Below are 16,615 nucleotides of genomic sequence, written 5' to 3' on the forward strand. Positions count from 1 at the left end.
GGTCAGGCCTCCCCGGCGGTCAGCACGATGTTGAAGAATTCTTCGCGCTGGTCGGCTGGCACTTTCTGCAGATCCAGCTGCCCGTAATCGCGATAGCTGTCCGCACCCGGCTCACTCGGATAGCGCGCCTTCCAGTAGTGGATCGCCTTGGCGGTGCCTTGCGACACCTCGTCGCCGTTGAGCTTGGCTACGAAGCGCGTTCCGCCCTCGGCACCCGGTGCCTGAAGCTGCACCTGAGCCTGGATCAGCTGCCAGCGGCACACGCCGCGCCCCTGGTAGTCGGCATCGACCATGCCGTCGACATGGACGACACCGGCGTACTCGTTGTCGGAGACGCGCTGCAGGCGCAGCGGGATGTCGTGGGTCGGTACGGCAGAGGTATGACCTCCCGCATTGTCCTTCGGTGGCGGCAGGCATTCGGGATTGACGACGTCGTACTGCGCCGCGCTGGAGACGACCTCCAAGGGACCGGGGGCTCCCTCGATGCGCAGCGTCAGACGATAGGTCTGGCGCGGAGCGGGATTCTCGGTGAATGTCGGGGGGCTGTTCTGACTGTCCATGGCACCGCTGCAGGCTGTGGGGGAAACAAGAAGGAGAAGGAAGGCTGTCGTCAACGCCTTACTTCGCCCATCCGGTAGATGATCCATCTTCATTCTCCTCGACTCGCATCGACGACTGACGCCGTCCTCGGAATTCCTGGGGCGCGGAGGCACGGCACAAGAGCCGCGACCCGCACGCCTTGACGATTGACGATCGCGTTGAACGACGGGCGCAGAGCCACGCTGGCCGGCGCTCCGCGCGACTCAACGGGCCGGACCCGTCGGGTCGCGGCCCGTGACCGAGGGTTCGACCGTTGGCGATTCCTTCCGCCACGATTCGCCTGCTGGCGTCTTGAGGTAATCGTCCAACGCCTGGCGCATGGCGCGGTCATCGCCGCCATGCATCGCCGCGAACATGCGATCCACGAACGAACGCTGCGCGTCCTCGCTTCGGGCCTGCGGCAGGGCGCTGGCCGCGTCGGGATCGCGTGCGGCCTCGCGCGTGGCCGCAGTCAATGCCGCGCGGGAGCGATCGCCGTACTCGCCATCCATCTTCAGCCCGCGATCCGCCTGGAATGCACGCAGGGCATGTTCGGTCTGCGGCCCGAACTTGCCCGAGGTCGTCTCCAGCGGCCTGCCATCGGCGCCGTGGTAGCCCAGCTGGTTGAGCTGCTGCTGCAGTTCGCGCACTGCGGCACCCGATGCGCCGTCGCGCAGCACCTCGGCCGCGAGCGGGCGTGAGGACACGGCAGCATCGCGATCGGCGCCGCGCAACAGCGGCAACGGATCGACCTGACGGCCATCGCGCCATAACTCGAAATGCAGATGGGTATCGCCCTGGGCCGGCGTATTGCCGGTACGCCCCATGGTGCCGATCTGCTGCCCGGCCTCCACGCGCTGCCCATTGCGCACGCTGAACCCATCCAGGTGGAAGTACTTGGTGAGCGAGCCATCGTCGTGCCGCACATGCACGGTATTGCCGGCCGCCTCGTTGTTCGGACGCACCACCACGGTACCGCCCGCGACGGCCACCACCGGATCGCCGACGTTGCCCTCGATGTCGATGCCGCCATGGCGCCGCCCACCGCTGCGTGGCGTACCGAACTCACCCCGGCCCTCGCGTGGCTTGTCGGCCTGGTTGATCTCGCGATTGCCCGGTGTCGGCCACGCCAGTCCGCCTTCGCGCGGTTGCGCTTCTACAGGTTGGGCGCGGTTGCGCTCCCGTTCCGGCAACGCGAGCTGCTGCGCGATGGCCTCGCGCGTCCGCGCGTCGGCATTGCCGGTGGCTTCCAGCTGATTCGCCGTCTGGAAAGCGCGGATGGCCTCCTGCGTCCTGCCGCCGTAGATGCCCGAGCGCGTTTCCAGCTCTGCGCCTTGGCCATCGCGAAATCCAAGCTGGTTCAACGACGTCTGCAAGGCGCGCACCTCTTCGCCCCGCTCGCCGGTCTGCAGCACGCCATCGGCCAGCGGCGACGTGCGCTCGCGCGCAGCCGCGCCCGGCTGCGTGGCCTGGATGCCACGATCGGGAATGCTGATGGCGGCGTACTTGGCGTTCCAGTACTGCGCAAAGGTGGTGGCCAGTTCGCGGTCATCGAGTCCGCGAAGTTCTTCAGGCTTGCGCCCTGTCAACCTCTCGACATCACTGGCGCTGATGTTCCCCAATATGTTCCGCCGGGTACTCGTGAGCGAGAACTCTCCCGTCGCGATGGCGCTTTGCACGGACTCATAACCAGCAGCTCCCTGCTGGTGAGCAAGATAAAGATCGAGCCCGCTTGGCGTCTCGTTTCCTGACAGAAAATCATGACCACTACGCTGCTGCCTGCGGCTTATGTCCGCAAGATTGTCCTGGTACAGCGCTGCAGCCGCACGCGTACTCTGCACGGGATCGAATTCTTGTCCCGCGATGCCGTAATCCTCCGCCGTGCGCGGCATGAACTGGAACAACCCCTTCGCACCACTGGGGTTGCTCGCATCCGGGTTGAAGCGGCCGCCCGTCTCGATGTAGGCGAACCGGAGGAAGTCCTCGCGGGGAATGCCGCTCGCCTGTGCTTGGCGCTCGACGATATCGAGGATCTGTTCACGGGTGTAGCCACTGGCCATCACTGGCTCCTCTTGCTGATGTTCGCGACCGTGGGTCGCAGGACGTCAACCGGGCTCGATCCGTGAGCCTTGTAATGGGCGGTCAACTCGAAAAGTTCAGGGCGTATACCGCTCTGCATTCGCGTCGAAGCGGTAGGTTACCGCATCCGCGGGCCCGAGCGCACGTACCTTGCCGGGGCCGGCATTCGTGTTTCCCGAGGGGGTGACTTTCAACGCCGGCAGTCCGCCGTCCGACCCCGGCTCGAAGGCCAGCTCGCCGGTACTGGCGGTGCAGGGCATCACATGACCGTCACTGCAGGCCGCCTTATTGTCTCCGCCAACGCGCACACTGCCAAGGTAGCCCCACTGACGGAACGACAACGCATCCTTGCCGTCGGGATCGAAGAGGAACATGGCGAACGACTGCACCTCCTCGCCATTCATGAAATCTCGCGTCGGAACGGCCAGTACGTAGCGGCCATCGGCAGTGGCGTATCCCTGCGCCTTGCGCGACGTATCGACCTCGTCCGCGCGCCCCAACCGTCCGAACTCACCGACGTAGCCATCGGTATCCGGCTTCGACCACTCCACCTTGCCATCCTTCTCGACGCGCGTGAACGTCGCCTGGGAGATGGCGACATGCTCGGGGTCCATCATCCCGTTGTCGCCTTCTGGACCTTCGCCCACGCTCCTGCTGCCGAAGCCGGTGAAGTAGTGCTTTCCGTTCAATTCGAATGCGTGGCCGTACCAGTAGCTGACGGTGGCACCGCCATCGACTTTGTAACTGACCGCGCCATCGCCGTCGCGCTGGTATATGAAATACAACACGCTGTCCGCGGAAGGCGGCTTCAGCTCCGACATGTCCTTTTCCTTCGTTTTGGGGGGCGGTGTCCCGGTCGCTGCGTCCGTACTTTGTGGTGCCTGCGCATCGCAACCGCCGGCGGCTATCGCGATGGCGACCAGGAGCAGGGAGGAAAGCTGTTTCATGTGCGGCAACCTCATGTGGGCGATTCCTCGGGTGCGGATTCCGCCAGCGCACGGCGGAGGTGATGCCTCAATGATGGATAGGCGTGTATTCCGGGCGCCCGGAGCCTTCCCAACGCCCGGAGGAAATGGCTTTCGGGCAGACCGTCTTGTATTGCGCCAAGGACAGGGTGTCATCCTTCGTCCATGGCTTTCCATAGGGATTCGGCGGATCGCAATACGGCATCAGCGTGTACGCGCCGGTGAAGGGCGGTATCGGCTTCCAGCACGGCGCAGGATTCCGTCTGATGTCCTGCCCCTGCGTGCAGAACACGAACGGATCATCCATCCGGTAGAACAGGCGCTGGTAATAGCCGCTGGACTGGGCGCTGAGGTCGAACAGCACCAGCAGACTCAGTGGGATAGCGAACTTGATGCTTCGTTTCATGGCTACACTCCTTCGTAGTACATGGGAATCGACGCTCGCAGGCTGCCTGCACGCCGCGATATGTCGCCACGCGCCTGATGTGGCGAATGTTGCAATCCACGAGTAAGAGGTTCGGATTGCGCGGCTCTCATCACAGCTCGCCCCTACTCAAGCGTTGTACGCGATTGACTTTCCGATCGCTCCCTAGAAGAAGGCGGCAGCATCGGCGGCATAGCAGGGAGCAACAGGGGTATCACCAGCCCCTCGCCACCCTGTTGCATGGCCTTTCTGCCAAAGCACTTGCGCAGCATGGCAACCACATCACACAAGGCATGTCCAAAGTAATGAAGCATGTCCTACGCTACTCAACCAGCACCGGCCGGGAACAGTTCGAATAATTGACCTTACATGACCGCCCGTTTATCGCATCACATTTTCGAATTGCAAGGTTAGAAGCTTCTTCTACAGTCGTCCCATTCTGATAGTACGCAATAGACCTTCCTGCTGCATCAATAGGCTCCGCTACGACAGCGCAGCTGTTCTTGTACTCATACGCAAGCCTGCAATTCTTCCCGCCCATCGCAACACATTTTCTCTTTGCTTCGCGCCTTGCTGCTGCCTTGGTGAAATGACCTACTGACGTACCGACGTATCCGTTCGCTTCGTCTTCGACCATCGCGCCCCAAGTTGTTCGCCAACGAGGTGGTGGTGGCGCGTGCCCTGCTGACACACCACTTGGAAGACATTGAGAACTCCCTGGCGTTACCCCTTGCGGGCACGCCATTTGGGCCGACGCATAACTCGCACACACAAAAGTTCCGAGCCAGGCACAACTCCATGCAGTCAAACCGTGGAGCCTCATGAATACGCCCTCGATGATGTTTGCGCAGCGGCTGACGAAGCGCCCGCATCCGCTTTATCAACGGGCGCTGGCGTTAACGGATACATCGCTCTGCCCTGACCAGGCTGCATCACCTGCCCCTGCCCAAACGCGTTGTACGCCATGAACTGTCCGACGGTGCCCTGGAAGAATGTGGCCGCCATCGGCGGCACGGTGATCAGGAACAGGGTCATCAGCAGTCCTAGGCCGCCCTGCTGCATCGCCATGCTGCTGACGCCCTGGGGCGAAGCGCTGGCTGCCAGCATGGTCAGATACTGGGCGGCGTACGAGACCGCCACCGCTCCCAGCAACTTCGAGATCATCGACACCGTGAAGCTCAGCACCGCCAGCGAGAACATGGTGCCGATGCCGTACCAGACCCACTTCTGGAACATGCCCTTGGTCTGCTCGAACCCCAGACACAGGATGAAGAAAGGCCCCAGACCGATAAATAGCGCCATGGCCATCTTGTACATCAGCAGGATCGCCCCTCCCATCAACGAGGGACCGGCCACCCCTACTCCGGTAAACCACATCGTCCGCGTCTTCGCGGCCTGCAGCGTCTCATCGAAGCTGGTATAGAGCGCATCGATGGCGACCATCGCGCCCTCCATGGCCTGCAGGTTGTCGTCGATGGTGTCCTCGGGGCCCTCCTCCTCACCGGTCACCATTTCGTTGATCGTGGTCGGCATGTCGTCGGTCAGTAGCCGGTGGAGATCGCTGCTGCCCAGGGTGAACGTGGTGGCCACGGTGATGATGAGCACCCATTTCAGCGAATGGACCACCAGCTCCATCATGAACTGGCGCGACTGGCCGGTGACGATGCGGTAGCCCTGCAGCAGCACCCAGAGCGTCAGCAGGACGAAGGCGATGCCACCGATCCACTCGGCCATCGCGCCGAGCAGGTTGTCGCGGAAGATGTTGATCTCCTCGTCGACCCAGTCGAAGACGAGCCGGAAGAACGCCCAGCGCTCGACGGCGCCGATCGCCGCCTCCATGCTGCGCAGCAGCAGGGCGAATCCGTTGTCCAGTGAAGGCAGGTACGCCATGTTCATTCCTTCGTGTCGCCGCGACGCATCCTGCATCGCAGCGCAGGTTCGGGTCTAAGTTCAGTTGCGCCGTTTGGACTGTGCGATCTCGAGCGCCGCTTTCAGTGTGGCGATGCCCACCGCCCCGCCGATGGCGCTGCCCAGCCCCCCGCCTGATTCACCTTTTCCATCCAATGCTTGCTGGGCCAGTGTCTTGCTGGCCTCCTGCAGGTAGCCGATCCGCGCAACATAGGCATCCATGTAGGTCTGCTGCTGCTGGCGGTCGATCTCCATCTGCGACATCAGCAGCAGGATGCGGTTCGTGTTGTCCTGCAGCTTGCCCACCTCGTGGCTGCGGATGTTGGCGCGCTGCCGCTTCAGTTCGTCCAGGTACCGCTGGCGCTGGGTGGTGACCTCGTACATCTTCAGCGAGTAGTTGTACTTCGCCAGTTCCGTGTTGACGATTTCGCGGCACAGTTGGTACTGCTGCTGAGCGATACCGCTGGAGGCCTGCTTGCAGCGGTTGTCGGCGTTCATGTTGACGCCGCTCTGCGTAGGCTGCGCGTGCTGCAGCTTCTCCTCGGGTTCCGGCGCCGCCTTGCTATCCTCGTTGTTGCCGTTGAACGATTCGAACACCTGCTGCTGGTAGAGTTCGCGCAGGTTGCCGTTCACCGTGCCATCGCCGTTGCCGGTCGCACTGGCGGTGCCGATGCGTCCGTTCATATCCCTCAGCTTGGAATTCGCGTCCCGGTCGATGACGCGCCATTGCGCATGGGCGCTGGCGGCTACTCCCAGCCCGGTGATGAGCAGGAAGGCGACAAGAGCGCGGGCGGTCGAGTGCAATGTCAGCGGTTTCATGAGGATGTCCTGTGAGCTTCGTCAGCGCTGTGTGCTGGAGTACGTGGGCCGCGGGAACGCGGACCGTTGGAATGGTCTTCACGACCGGGAGATGATGAAGGCCCCGTTTTATCGCGACGGCTTCGCGAACCTTTCCGCTCTTCCTGGAAACGCGGCAGCCACTGTTCTGGCAACAGGTCGGCCTTCTCAATACCAAGCCGCTGTGCTTCTTCGTCGACGATCCGGTGCATGATCTCGATGTTGTCCGTGCTGGCCGAAATGACCGCCAACGCATCGTCCATCCCTCGCAGGTTGAGCTGGCAGACGGTCGAGGCATGGCCCTGCTTGACCAGGAAGCAGCGCGAACGTTCGTCCAGGCTCTTGATCACTTCGAATTCCGCATCGGTGAGCTTGAGGCCGTCGATGTAGTCCTCTCGGGCGGCATTCGGATTCGGCAACAGGATCAATGTCGCCGTCTGCTCGATCAGCGCGGCCGAGATATCGCTCGCCAATGCGTCTTCCGGGCTCTGCGTGGCGAAGATGCCCAGGCCATTCTGCTTGCGAATGGTCTTCTGCTTGTTCTTGGCGAAATCCTTCAGTGCGCCGCCACCATCGAGGATCTTCCAGAACTCGTCCATCACGTAGATAAGCGGCCTGCCATCGATCAGCTCTTCCAACCGATGCAGTAGGTAATTGATCACCGGCACGCGGATCTCGGCGTTCTCGATCACGTCGGTGTAGTCGAAACCGATGATGCTGGCTCGACCCAGGTCGATGGTGTCCACCGGGTTGTCGAACACCCATCCCAGCGCATTGCCGGCCGTCCACTTGCGCAGGCGCGCGTAGAGCCCGTCATCGCCCATGTTGGGCAGGCTCTTCTGGAAGTTGGTCATCGACCGCAGGTGAAGCGGCATGTCGAGCATGGCTTCGACCGCGCGGAAGACGTCCTCGTCCTCGCGTGCGGTGTAATGGGTCTTGCCGGCGAGCACCTTCACCAGGCCTGCCAGGAACTGCACGTTGGCGTCGGTGCGTTCGCACTGGAACGGGTTGAACCCGGTCGGCTGTCCATTCTCCAGCGCCAGATAGTTGCCACCGCACGCGCGCACGAAGATCTCGGCACCGCGGTCCTTGTCGAAGAAGAAAATGGTCGGCACCGGATCGAACTTCTGCACCTGGCTGAGCAGGAAGTTGATCAGGGCCGTCTTGCCGGTACCGGACTTGCCGATGACCATGGTGTTGGCGATGGCCTTCTCGCCCAGCGAGTTCTCCGCCGGATGGGTGGCATGGAAGTTGAAGTAGTACGGCTGGCCGTTGGTGGTCTGCAGCACCGTGACGCATTCGCCCCAGGGATTGTTGTCGCGCTTCCCGGTGGCGAAGTTGTGTAGGGGCGACAGTCCCAGGAAGTTCAGCGAGCTGACATTGGCCAGCCGCGTCCGGTAGCGCCAGTTGCCGGGCAGCTGCGAATAGAAGGACGAACAGACGGCCAGGTCCTCCTTGGCCGACACGAAACCCGCATTCGACAGCTCTGCCCGCGCGACAGCGATGTTATGCGAGAGACGCTGCTGATCCTCGGCATACAACGTCAGGATGAAGTGGTATTCGCCCAGCACGAAGTTTCCGGATGCGACCTGGTCCATCGCATGATCCAGCTCGGCGATCTGGCTGACCGCCTTGTCGCCCGAGGAGATCATCATGCCCTTGGTGCGGTCCAGCACTTTCAGTGCATCCTGCCGCCCCATGGGACTGAACGAGTGGGTGATGACGTACTCGAAGTCCAGATATTTCAGGCCGTTGAGAATCCCCGGCCAGGTACCGTCGGTGTATTCCTTGATGTTGAGGACGGCCCCGAAGTGGTTCTGCCCATCGGGCGTGCGCACGACGAAATCGCCCGACTTCGACGAGAACATGTGCCGGCTTACCGGCAGATAGTCATAAACCGGCGCGCGAAGAACCGGCACGGGCTCCGAGATGCGGTTCAGGACGAAACCGAAGAATTCCAGCGTCTCCGAGAACACCCCGCCCCTGTCGGACTGGTACATGCCGAGGCGTACCGGCGCGTAGTCCTTCAGCACGGCCTCCACGTTGCCGGCCAGCTCCGTGAGCTTGGCGACCGCCTGATCCTGCTCCGCCTGCAGGCGCGGGACGTCGGCGGACTTCTCCACGAATTTCTTCCCCATGACGACCGGCCGGTAGATCATCGTGAGGTACAGCTCGTTGTTCATGATCTTCTGCGCGGAAAGCGCATCGAAGTACTCGTCGGACAGCGCCTGGTTGAAGGCCTGCGCGAATCGGGCGTCGGACCTTACGCGACCACGACGCCGCAGGTCGTGCACCCAGAATGCCACGTTGACGAAGTCCGGCGCGCGCAAGGTCTGCAGCATCCGGTTGAAGCTGTTGTGGCGATGCTCCAGTTCCCACTCCTCGCGCCCGACGAAGGGCAACCCGTCCAGTCGCCACGTCAGCAGGAAATCGCCACCCGTTGTCTTGACCACATGCGGCGAAACGTGGGCGGACAGCGGGATGAACTCGGCGATGGACAGGTCGGGCGCGAGCATGGGATCAGTCCGGAATCGAATCGTCGAAACGCTTGCGGTAGGCGTTGGGCGTGAACACCCACATGCCTTCGTGATGGCGCAGGTTCCGGACCTTGGTCCGGAACTGCCAGCGCAGGCCCAGCAGCCGGAAGATCATCTCGTCGCGGCGCGCCATCTGCCGCATGATGAAGATGACCACCGGCAGCAGGGCCAGGAAGAACATGTTGAAATAGAACGTGGCCAGCAGGCAGCCGCCTGCCCCGATCGCGAAGGGTACGTAAGGTACCCCCATGAACATGGGCGGGCGCGTGCAGCCCCGGAACAGCACGTTCTTATGCATGCTGCATGAGCATCTGGCCGACGACCATGGCCGTCGAGGTCACGTCATCCGGCAACAGCATCTTGGCGATCTGCGCTGCCGCACCGATCAGGAAGCCGCCGATCAATACTGGCGCCACGTCGCCGACGCGCTTGTGGTTGAAGGCGATCTGATAGCCGGCGAAGATCACCGCGATGGTGACGATCGCGATCGAGGCGACGTTCAACAAGCTGTTGATGTTATTGAAGAACGTGGTGACGCGACCCTCGGCTCCAGAGCCATCCTGCGCGAACGCCAGCTCAGGGAACGCCAGCGCCGCGACGGCGACGGATGCGATGGCCAAGGTAGCGAAGAACTGCTTTACGTGGATCATGTGCTGGTGGTTCATGGTGTACCCCAATAGTGATGGTGACGATAGGTGGCACTTTCGCGTGCCATAGGCCATCCGTGGCGGTTGCTGCTAGAAGACGAAAGCGTCATCCCTCCCGGATATCTGCACGGCCGGCGGCGTCTGGGGCACCACGGCGGTGTTCTGGTAGTACGGCTGCACCATGACCGGTGCATCCGGCGCCTGCACAACGGCGGGCGCCTGCGGGCTGGCGGCGGTTGACGCCGGGACGGCGCCACCGCTCGCGGCGGGGATGGCGGTGGACGGAGGCGCGGCGCGGCCGTTCCGCGCATCCTCGATGCGACGTTCCACTAGCGAGGGTTTGCCACTGGCGCGGGCGGTCGCCGGCACCGGGCGGCGCGACGGTGCCGTGGTACGACGGTCGATCACCGGAATCGGTGCTGCCTCCTGCCCCGCCTTGCGCTGCCAGGAGGCAAAGACCTTCTGCACGTAACCGTGCCGATAGCCGGTGGTAAAGTTCCCCGAGTAGTAGCAGCTGAACGCCTTGCCCCAGTCCCTGCCCGACCGGCCATAGCATTCGGCAAGGATTCGCGCGCCCGCGCGAAGGTTCGGACAGGTGTCGAAAGCCTTCTCGTAACTGTCCAAGCCCTGGCGCGACAGGTTGTAGCGGTTGACCTGGGCCAGTCCCAGCGAGAAGTTGTAGCCGCGCTCTTCGAGCATGCGCGCTGTCGAGAGCGCCTCAGCCAGGCTCCGCGGCTGTCGCGCCAACCGGCCCCCGACGACGCCGATCGCGTAGGGGTTGAACGATGATTCGACCTTCACGACGTGCTCCATCACGGTCGGCGGAACCGCCAGCCCCGTGCATCCCATCAGTTCCATGCCGGGCAGCATCCGATTACCCCCTTCCACGAACATCAGAGTTGCCGACCCCGGCAACGACACGATCGTTCACACAAGCCGCTTGATGGAAGCCTCGGACGCGAGCGGTCGATGCGGACATGGAGTTCTTGAGGAAGACGCGACGCATGGAATCTCCTTTCACGCCAGTGCGCGGGCGGGGTCGAAATCGATCCCGGTGATGTAGCGGCGGCCCGCATGTGCCTTGATGTGGACCACGATGTCGATGGTCATCTTCAGCAACCGCTTGATCACCTCGAACTCCAGCCCCGCCCCTTCCGACGATGCCTTGACCATCAGCGCGAGCTGATCCCAGGTCTGGGCCGTACTGCCGGCATGGCAACTGGTGATCGAACCGGGATGGCCCGATGCGCAGTTGCGGATGAAGTAGAAGGACTCATCGCCTCGCAGCTCGGCCAGGATGATGCGGTCAGGCTTCATGCGTAGGCACGCCTCCATGCAGTTCTTCGCGGTGACGTTGCTGGCGCTTTGCCCGCCCTTGGAGTACAGCAGGTGAACCACGTTCGGCTGGCGGATGAAGAGCTCGCGTGCATCCTCGATGGTCACCAGACGCTCCTGATCGGGGATATGGTTGACCAGCGACTTCATGAAGGTGGTCTTGCCGCTTCCCGTGGCACCGGCCACGACGATGTTCTTGTGATACAGGACCGCCTTGCGGAAGAACTCGGCGTAGTTGCGGCTGCGGCGTAGTTCGAGCAGTTCCTGATCATGATCGCCGAGCGACTGCTGCTGTTCCAGGATCTCGTCGAAGAACCCGTCCTGTTCGTACTGCTCCAGCGTCTTGCTGAACTTGGCGGGCAGGCGGATGGTGATCGATACCTTGCCCGCGTCGCAGGCCGGCGGGATGACGAACTGCGCGCGCTGACCGGTGGGAAACGTCAGAGACACCATCGGATCGATGTCCGTGATGCGCTGGCCGGTATTGCTCTCGTTGACGACGGAGGTGCAGAACTGGCGGGCGCGATCGAAGGTCAGGGTGGGCACGTCGGCTTTCAGCCAACCCTCGCGCGCTGTCTCCAGGTAGATCTCGCCCGGGCGATTGATGCAGATCTCGGTGACGTCCGAGGAATGCATGTGATCGCCGATGCCGAGCACCTGGTACTGGTAGTCCAGGAACTCGTTGGAGACGCGGGCAAGGGGTTCGTTCTGCGTATCCATGCCGGCATGCCGTCAGCGCATTACCGCGGAGAAGTCCACGTCGCGGGCCACGTAGACGCTCAGGATGGTGCCTTGGTTGATCGTCACCGTCGGCGGACGCGCCATGTTGCGGTCCAGCGCCATGTTCGCCAGTCGCTCCATGGTACGGGCGGTATTGCTCTCGTAAGGATTCTGGTAGATCGCGCCGTTGACGACCGCCGTTTCCTGGGGACCGTTCTTGGCGCCCGCGTACTTGAAGGCGTCGCTGAGCAGACTGATCAGCAGCGCCGAGGAAATGCGCTGCGCCCAGTGGGCCGAGTAGTGCCCGGGATTGCCGGCCGACCCGAGCATGTCGGTGCCGGGGCTGCGCATGTTCACGTCCATGCCGGTCGGCGTGGTGATGCGGTCCCACACGATGGCGGCGCGCTCGCCGATGATCGCTTCGGAGTTGTAGCTCCCCATGACCTTGGAGCCGCGCGGCAGCAGCAGGCGCTTGCCGTTGACCGAGTAGACCGGCTCAGTCACCACGCACGAGGTATACCCGGGCACGTCCGTGATGACGCGCGACTCAAGAACGCACCGGATGTAGGTGCCGCGCAGCAGCAGTGTATTGGGGTTGTAAAGGGGTTTTGCGCTGGTCACGCCATCGGGCGGTTCGCGCGGCGCGACCGGCGCCTGGCCTTGTCCCATCAGAGCCGCGTACTGCGCCATGCCGGGGTCTGCCGCTTCGGCAGGCGTGATGGCGTCGGGATTCCCTCCTTCGCCGAAGGTCGTCGCCATGTCCAGCATGCGGCGCTCGCGCAACGACAGCTCCTGCCGCTCGGGGATGCCGGAGGGCATTGCCATCATGGAGGCGGCCGAGGACGCGGTGTCTTCGACGACCGGGAGAGGCGGCAGGTCTGGCTCTACGGGGACGGGTGCGACTTCCTCAGGGAGTTCGGGCAGATCCCGCGGTGCGGCGGGAATGACCACTTGCTCGCCCTCAGCCCGGGCCTGCGCATCCTCTGTTTTCGACGAGAGGCCGCCGCTGAATATCCAGAACACGACGAGCAGCATCAGTATGATGATGCCCGCCAGGAACATCAGCGCCTTCCGATTGAGACGCTGCACATCGGCGGATCGCAGGTAGGGCGCATTGGCGTCGAGGTCGGGCTCCGGCACATGGCGCGCGGTCTCGTAGGGATTCTGAGGGCCGGCGTGGTCCGGTCCCTTGTCAGGATGGTCGTTGGGCGTCTGGTTCATTGCTCGGGGCTCCTGCGCAGGCCCACCACGTTGTCGCCATGGCGGATGACCAGGTACGGGTATGTGCCATGCACGACGATCGTGTCGTCCTGCACCGTGGAGTTCACGACGAACTCGTCGCCCTGCTCGCTCTCTCTTGCGAACACCACAGGGAAGTTGCCGCTGGGAAAGCGCGTGCGGTCGCCCATGCGAATGTAGGTGAACTGGCGATCGTCGTAGACCGTGGCTGGGACAAGCCACGCGGGGCCACGCTTACGTTGCGCGTACTCGTAGTTGAAGTGATATGCGCGTCCCGGCTCGACGCCGGTGTTCAGTTCGGACGCGACTTCCTGCGGCTTGTCCGCCGCACCCGCGAAACTGGTATCGCCCGGATAGGCGAAAGTGATGCGGTACTGCACGCCAGCCGCCCTCGCCTGGTCGAGCACGCGCCAGTCCGTGGCGACGACCTTCAGCTCGAAGATGTAGGAATGCGCCGCCGTGCGCACCAGCAGATTGGTGTCGACATCGACGTTCTTCGGCTTCAGGTAGAACACGTTACCGCGGCGACTGATATCCCATCCGCCACTGAAGCCGGTGCTGAAGTCCAGGATCTCCTCGTGCGGCGACAATTCGATCTGGGTCGTGATGCCCAAGCCCGTGCGTACCGGATAGACCTTGTCCGGCGCGTAAGTGTACTGCTCGATCACCTGCGCGTACGCGGGCGCTGCCATCAGTAGCACGCCTAGCGTGGCCAAACGCATCATGGCGTCCTTCCACCTCATCGTTGGGGCACTCCGTTTCCGGTCTCGGATTCCGACTGTTCCGCAGGCAGCGGCGCTGTCGACACATCGTTCTCACTTGTCACCTGGGCCGGGCCAGGCGCCGTCGCGACCGCTCCGTCCGCGCTTGCCGCGGCCGAGGGCACGTCAGGCGCCATGTCGGCAGAGGACGGAGGCGCGGGGAACTCCCGCTCCGGCAGCGCCGCGGATGCGAAGTCCTCGTCCACGCGATAGTTGGTGACCCGGAACCCCAGAGGATTGAGCAGCCTGTCCTCTTCGTTGAGACGGAGATCGGGGCTGTAGGTGAACTCCATCGTGGCGATCTTGCTGTCCAGCGCCTGAGAGATGCCCCGCCCCTTCTCGTAGACGCTGCGTTGGAAACGAACGGTCGCACCGGTGGGGCGCCGACCCTCTGTTCCGCCGATCAGCACGATGCTGAGTATCCGGACGCGCACCGCGCGACCGCTGCCATAGAGCCGGAACGGTCGCTCGGGGTTGCTTTCCGAGTGCAGTGCCACATAGGCGGGCGCGACCGCGGGCCCCGCCATCGACAGCGTGGTCCTCCAATTGCGCTGGCCGATCAATCCGGAATCGTAGGATTCCCGTGCCAGCACGAACTGCGCCACGTTGCTCTTGTTGATCGCTTCCTCCGTGGTGACGTCGCGGTCTTGGAAGTTGCCGGACAGGCGCGCCACACTGGCCGTTCCCGTGTAGGGATCGGCCATCACCAGATAGGGCACCTTCTCCTTCAACGGCAGAAAGATGAAATAGCCGCCGGCGAGGATCAGCGACATCACGATCGCGGACCACGCGACGAGCCAGGCCCTGCGCTCGCTCTTCCGCGCGCGTTCGGCCAGAGTCAACTCGAAGCTGACGCCCTGTGCTACTGCACGATCGATGTCCGGCGACGAGGTCTTCTTCTTGAACATGGGACGTTCGCCCTCAGTCACCGGTGGGCGCGGAAGGCGCTGCGTCCGCGGGCGGCGGCAACGACTGGCTCACGATGATCCGCGGACGCTCGACCACCACCCGGACGCCCTGTTCGGCATAAGCGGCCGAAAGCGCACTCGCTGCATCCTCGAGACTGCCGGTCCGGATCTGCGCAACTGGCGAATGCAGCGTGTAGTCGTTCGGGTGCAGGTAGGACAGCGTGAGGCGCGCATCCCTTGCCCACCGGCCGAGCATGGTTTTCAGGGTGGAGTCCGCCGGGGACGCCTGATAGATGTAGGCCTGTTGGAGTGGAATGGCCTGAGGCACCTCGGCGAAACGGTTAACCGGACGCCAACGTCCACCTACGTCTTTCGGCGTGGGCGTCGCGCACCCCGCCATTCCCATCACCGCAAAGATCACGCCCGCCATCAGAGACGCGCGAAAGACAGCGTTTCCACTCACGTGTAGACCACCCTGCAATCGTCGGCAACACCCATCCGCTGCGCCCCATCGCTGGACGCTCCGCGGTACTGAAGATTGTGTGTGGGCGGCAGTGCGCGAACGCGCATCGGGATCCGCGGGCAAGCCGCGATCTTCACCGCGCACGGATTGAAGGCCCGTGCCATACCCCCTGTACGCATCCATGTGGTTGACGCTCCGTTGAAACGGTGGCATTCGCGAATCACATCCGATCCGCGTACTGCATCACGACATTCGCGCCGAACATATCCACGCGATTTTGTGCCGTCAAGACACTTACTCGAGTAAACATGTGTATGAACATTCGCTGCCTCCGACGCACGCGCACGAAACCCCATAAAACAAGCTGTTTATTGCAGATTCGTGAAGCGACGATCATTACTTCACTCATGGACGTGAAGGTGATTGTGAAAGTACGCACCGCGTCACATCCAATGTGAAAATCGGATTCACCTAGATGACTGAGACACGCGCGCGACCAGCATCAGCTGGATATTGAAGTACCCAACGTTGTGCAGCATTCTGAAAAAGGTCGATCGCCTCGCTTCACATCGAACAGGGATGGATATGGACTCGTCGAAGATGGATGAATTCGTCGCCAATGCCGCACTGCTCGCCGCGCACCTCAAGGAGAAGTGCGAGCAGGCAGCGGCTTTGCAGCAGGCCTCGGCGCAGGATCTTCAGGGCGCCGCGATCGTGGTACGCAAGACGATCGAGGAAGGGAAGCGCGAGCTTGTCGAGCACGCAGGTTCTGCCGTCTCCTCGGCGCTGTCGGAGAAGGTGCCCGCTGCGACGCAGGCGATTCTCGACACCGCGGCGCGCCTGAAGCAGGTGACCGACCGTCTTCAACACGAACAGGCCGCACTCGAAAGGCGTCTGCGCTTCCTTGGCGCGAGTACGCTGGGGGCCATCGCAGTGGCATGCCTGCTGTTGGTGGCAGGGACCGGCTATGCGTCATGGCACAACGTGCAGCGCGCTCAGCGCGCGCACGTGGATGCGGAGGTGCTCGAAGCCCTGCGTCACGTGACGATCACCGCCTGCGATGGGGCGCCCTGCATCAAGCTCGAGGAGGGTCTGCGCCGGTGGGAGAAGAACGGGGAGTATGTGATGGTCGATGGCGCAGCCGCGGGCGGCAGCGAACCCGCAGGGCGGCGCTGACGACGGGCGAAAGGCGGCTCGCGGCCGTGTGAATGGA

At 63.1% G+C, this 16,615-nt stretch carries 16 protein-coding genes; 1 reads left to right on the plus strand and 15 read right to left on the minus strand.

What is annotated here, in order from left to right; translation table 11 throughout:
* Positions 1-2: 2 nt before the first annotated feature.
* The 15 genes from V8246_RS04705 to V8246_RS04775 form a co-directional block, all read right to left on the minus strand.
* Positions 3-560: a hypothetical protein gene (locus tag V8246_RS04705; protein ID WP_336188118.1), complete on the minus strand. Its 558-nt coding sequence runs from the start codon at positions 558-560 to the stop codon at positions 3-5.
* Positions 561-803: 243 nt separating this feature from the next.
* A complete protein-coding gene (locus tag V8246_RS04710; protein WP_336188119.1) occupies positions 804-2,639 on the minus strand; it encodes a peptidoglycan-binding protein in 1,836 nt (611 codons plus the stop codon).
* 96 nt (positions 2,640-2,735) lie between these two features.
* Positions 2,736-3,605 carry a hypothetical protein gene (locus tag V8246_RS04715; RefSeq protein ID WP_336188120.1) on the minus strand — a complete coding sequence of 290 codons (870 nt, stop codon included), beginning with the start codon at positions 3,603-3,605 and terminating at the stop codon, positions 2,736-2,738.
* 67 nt (positions 3,606-3,672) lie between these two features.
* Entirely contained in the window at positions 3,673-4,029 is a 357-nt protein-coding gene (locus V8246_RS04720) for a hypothetical protein (protein ID WP_336188121.1), read from the minus strand.
* Between the two features lie 837 nt (positions 4,030-4,866).
* Positions 4,867-5,937 carry a type IV secretion system protein gene (locus V8246_RS04725; protein WP_336188122.1) on the minus strand — a complete coding sequence of 357 codons (1,071 nt, stop codon included), beginning with the start codon at positions 5,935-5,937 and terminating at the stop codon, positions 4,867-4,869.
* 60 nt (positions 5,938-5,997) lie between these two features.
* Entirely contained in the window at positions 5,998-6,774 is a 777-nt protein-coding gene (locus tag V8246_RS04730; RefSeq protein WP_187574304.1) for a hypothetical protein, read from the minus strand.
* On the minus strand, positions 6,771-9,308 hold the full coding sequence (locus V8246_RS04735) for a VirB4 family type IV secretion/conjugal transfer ATPase (RefSeq protein WP_336188123.1): 2,538 nt from the start codon (positions 9,306-9,308) through the stop codon (positions 6,771-6,773). Before V8246_RS04735 ends, V8246_RS04730 begins: the two co-directional genes overlap by 4 nt.
* A gap of 4 nt (positions 9,309-9,312) precedes the next feature.
* Positions 9,313-9,627, minus strand: a complete 315-nt coding sequence (locus V8246_RS04740) for a VirB3 family type IV secretion system protein (protein ID WP_185895169.1) — start codon at positions 9,625-9,627, stop codon at positions 9,313-9,315.
* A complete protein-coding gene (locus V8246_RS04745) occupies positions 9,620-9,994 on the minus strand; it encodes a TrbC/VirB2 family protein (RefSeq protein WP_336188124.1) in 375 nt (124 codons plus the stop codon). Before V8246_RS04745 ends, V8246_RS04740 begins: the two co-directional genes overlap by 8 nt.
* 72 nt (positions 9,995-10,066) lie before the next feature.
* Entirely contained in the window at positions 10,067-10,846 is a 780-nt protein-coding gene (locus tag V8246_RS04750; RefSeq protein ID WP_336188125.1) for a transglycosylase SLT domain-containing protein, read from the minus strand.
* 147 nt (positions 10,847-10,993) lie between these two features.
* Positions 10,994-12,031 carry a P-type DNA transfer ATPase VirB11 gene (gene virB11, locus V8246_RS04755; RefSeq protein ID WP_336188126.1) on the minus strand — a complete coding sequence of 346 codons (1,038 nt, stop codon included), beginning with the start codon at positions 12,029-12,031 and terminating at the stop codon, positions 10,994-10,996.
* Positions 12,032-12,043: 12 nt separating this feature from the next.
* Positions 12,044-13,252, minus strand: coding sequence for a TrbI/VirB10 family protein (locus V8246_RS04760; RefSeq protein ID WP_336188127.1), 1,209 nt, complete (start codon positions 13,250-13,252; stop codon positions 12,044-12,046).
* Positions 13,249-13,995: a TrbG/VirB9 family P-type conjugative transfer protein gene (locus V8246_RS04765; RefSeq protein WP_336188128.1), complete on the minus strand. Its 747-nt coding sequence runs from the start codon at positions 13,993-13,995 to the stop codon at positions 13,249-13,251. The genes V8246_RS04760 and V8246_RS04765 overlap by 4 nt, the downstream gene beginning before the upstream one ends.
* Before the next feature lie 14 nt (positions 13,996-14,009).
* Positions 14,010-14,939: a type IV secretion system protein gene (locus V8246_RS04770; RefSeq protein WP_336188129.1), complete on the minus strand. Its 930-nt coding sequence runs from the start codon at positions 14,937-14,939 to the stop codon at positions 14,010-14,012.
* A 13-nt stretch (positions 14,940-14,952) separates the two neighbouring features.
* Complete coding sequence (locus V8246_RS04775; protein ID WP_336188130.1) at positions 14,953-15,369, minus strand: hypothetical protein; 417 nt, start codon at positions 15,367-15,369, stop codon at positions 14,953-14,955.
* Positions 15,370-16,002: 633 nt separating this feature from the next.
* Here V8246_RS04775 and V8246_RS04780 point away from each other — a divergent pair.
* Positions 16,003-16,578 (plus strand): hypothetical protein, encoded by a 576-nt coding sequence (locus V8246_RS04780; RefSeq protein WP_336188131.1) that lies wholly within the window; start codon positions 16,003-16,005, stop codon positions 16,576-16,578.
* Positions 16,579-16,615 lie beyond the last annotated feature (37 nt).

Source organism: Pseudoxanthomonas sp. F11 (assembly GCF_037046485.1).
GTDB lineage: Bacteria > Pseudomonadota > Gammaproteobacteria > Xanthomonadales > Xanthomonadaceae > Pseudoxanthomonas_A.

Excerpts from the sequence above, each read along its gene's own strand:
- V8246_RS04720 (WP_336188121.1), bottom strand. The coding sequence starts at position 4,029 with ATGAAACGAAGCATCAAGTTCGCTATCCCACTGAGTCTGCTGGTGCTG.
- V8246_RS04775 (WP_336188130.1), bottom strand. The coding sequence starts at position 15,369 with ATGGCGGGCGTGATCTTTGCGGTGATGGGAATGGCGGGGTGCGCGACG.
- V8246_RS04735 (WP_336188123.1), bottom strand. The coding sequence starts at position 9,308 with ATGCTCGCGCCCGACCTGTCCATCGCCGAGTTCATCCCGCTGTCCGCC.
- V8246_RS04715 (WP_336188120.1), bottom strand. The coding sequence starts at position 3,605 with ATGAAACAGCTTTCCTCCCTGCTCCTGGTCGCCATCGCGATAGCCGCC.
- V8246_RS04725 (WP_336188122.1), bottom strand. The coding sequence starts at position 5,937 with ATGGCGTACCTGCCTTCACTGGACAACGGATTCGCCCTGCTGCTGCGC.
- V8246_RS04750 (WP_336188125.1), bottom strand. The coding sequence starts at position 10,846 with ATGCTGCCCGGCATGGAACTGATGGGATGCACGGGGCTGGCGGTTCCG.
- V8246_RS04710 (WP_336188119.1), bottom strand. The coding sequence starts at position 2,639 with ATGGCCAGTGGCTACACCCGTGAACAGATCCTCGATATCGTCGAGCGC.
- virB11 (WP_336188126.1), bottom strand. The coding sequence starts at position 12,031 with ATGGATACGCAGAACGAACCCCTTGCCCGCGTCTCCAACGAGTTCCTG.
- V8246_RS04705 (WP_336188118.1), bottom strand. The coding sequence starts at position 560 with ATGGACAGTCAGAACAGCCCCCCGACATTCACCGAGAATCCCGCTCCG.
- V8246_RS04780 (WP_336188131.1), top strand. The coding sequence starts at position 16,003 with ATGGATGAATTCGTCGCCAATGCCGCACTGCTCGCCGCGCACCTCAAG.
- V8246_RS04740 (WP_185895169.1), bottom strand. The coding sequence starts at position 9,627 with ATGCATAAGAACGTGCTGTTCCGGGGCTGCACGCGCCCGCCCATGTTC.
- V8246_RS04730 (WP_187574304.1), bottom strand. The coding sequence starts at position 6,774 with ATGAAACCGCTGACATTGCACTCGACCGCCCGCGCTCTTGTCGCCTTC.
- V8246_RS04765 (WP_336188128.1), bottom strand. The coding sequence starts at position 13,995 with ATGATGCGTTTGGCCACGCTAGGCGTGCTACTGATGGCAGCGCCCGCG.
- V8246_RS04760 (WP_336188127.1), bottom strand. The coding sequence starts at position 13,252 with ATGAACCAGACGCCCAACGACCATCCTGACAAGGGACCGGACCACGCC.
- V8246_RS04770 (WP_336188129.1), bottom strand. The coding sequence starts at position 14,939 with ATGTTCAAGAAGAAGACCTCGTCGCCGGACATCGATCGTGCAGTAGCA.
- V8246_RS04745 (WP_336188124.1), bottom strand. The coding sequence starts at position 9,994 with ATGAACCACCAGCACATGATCCACGTAAAGCAGTTCTTCGCTACCTTG.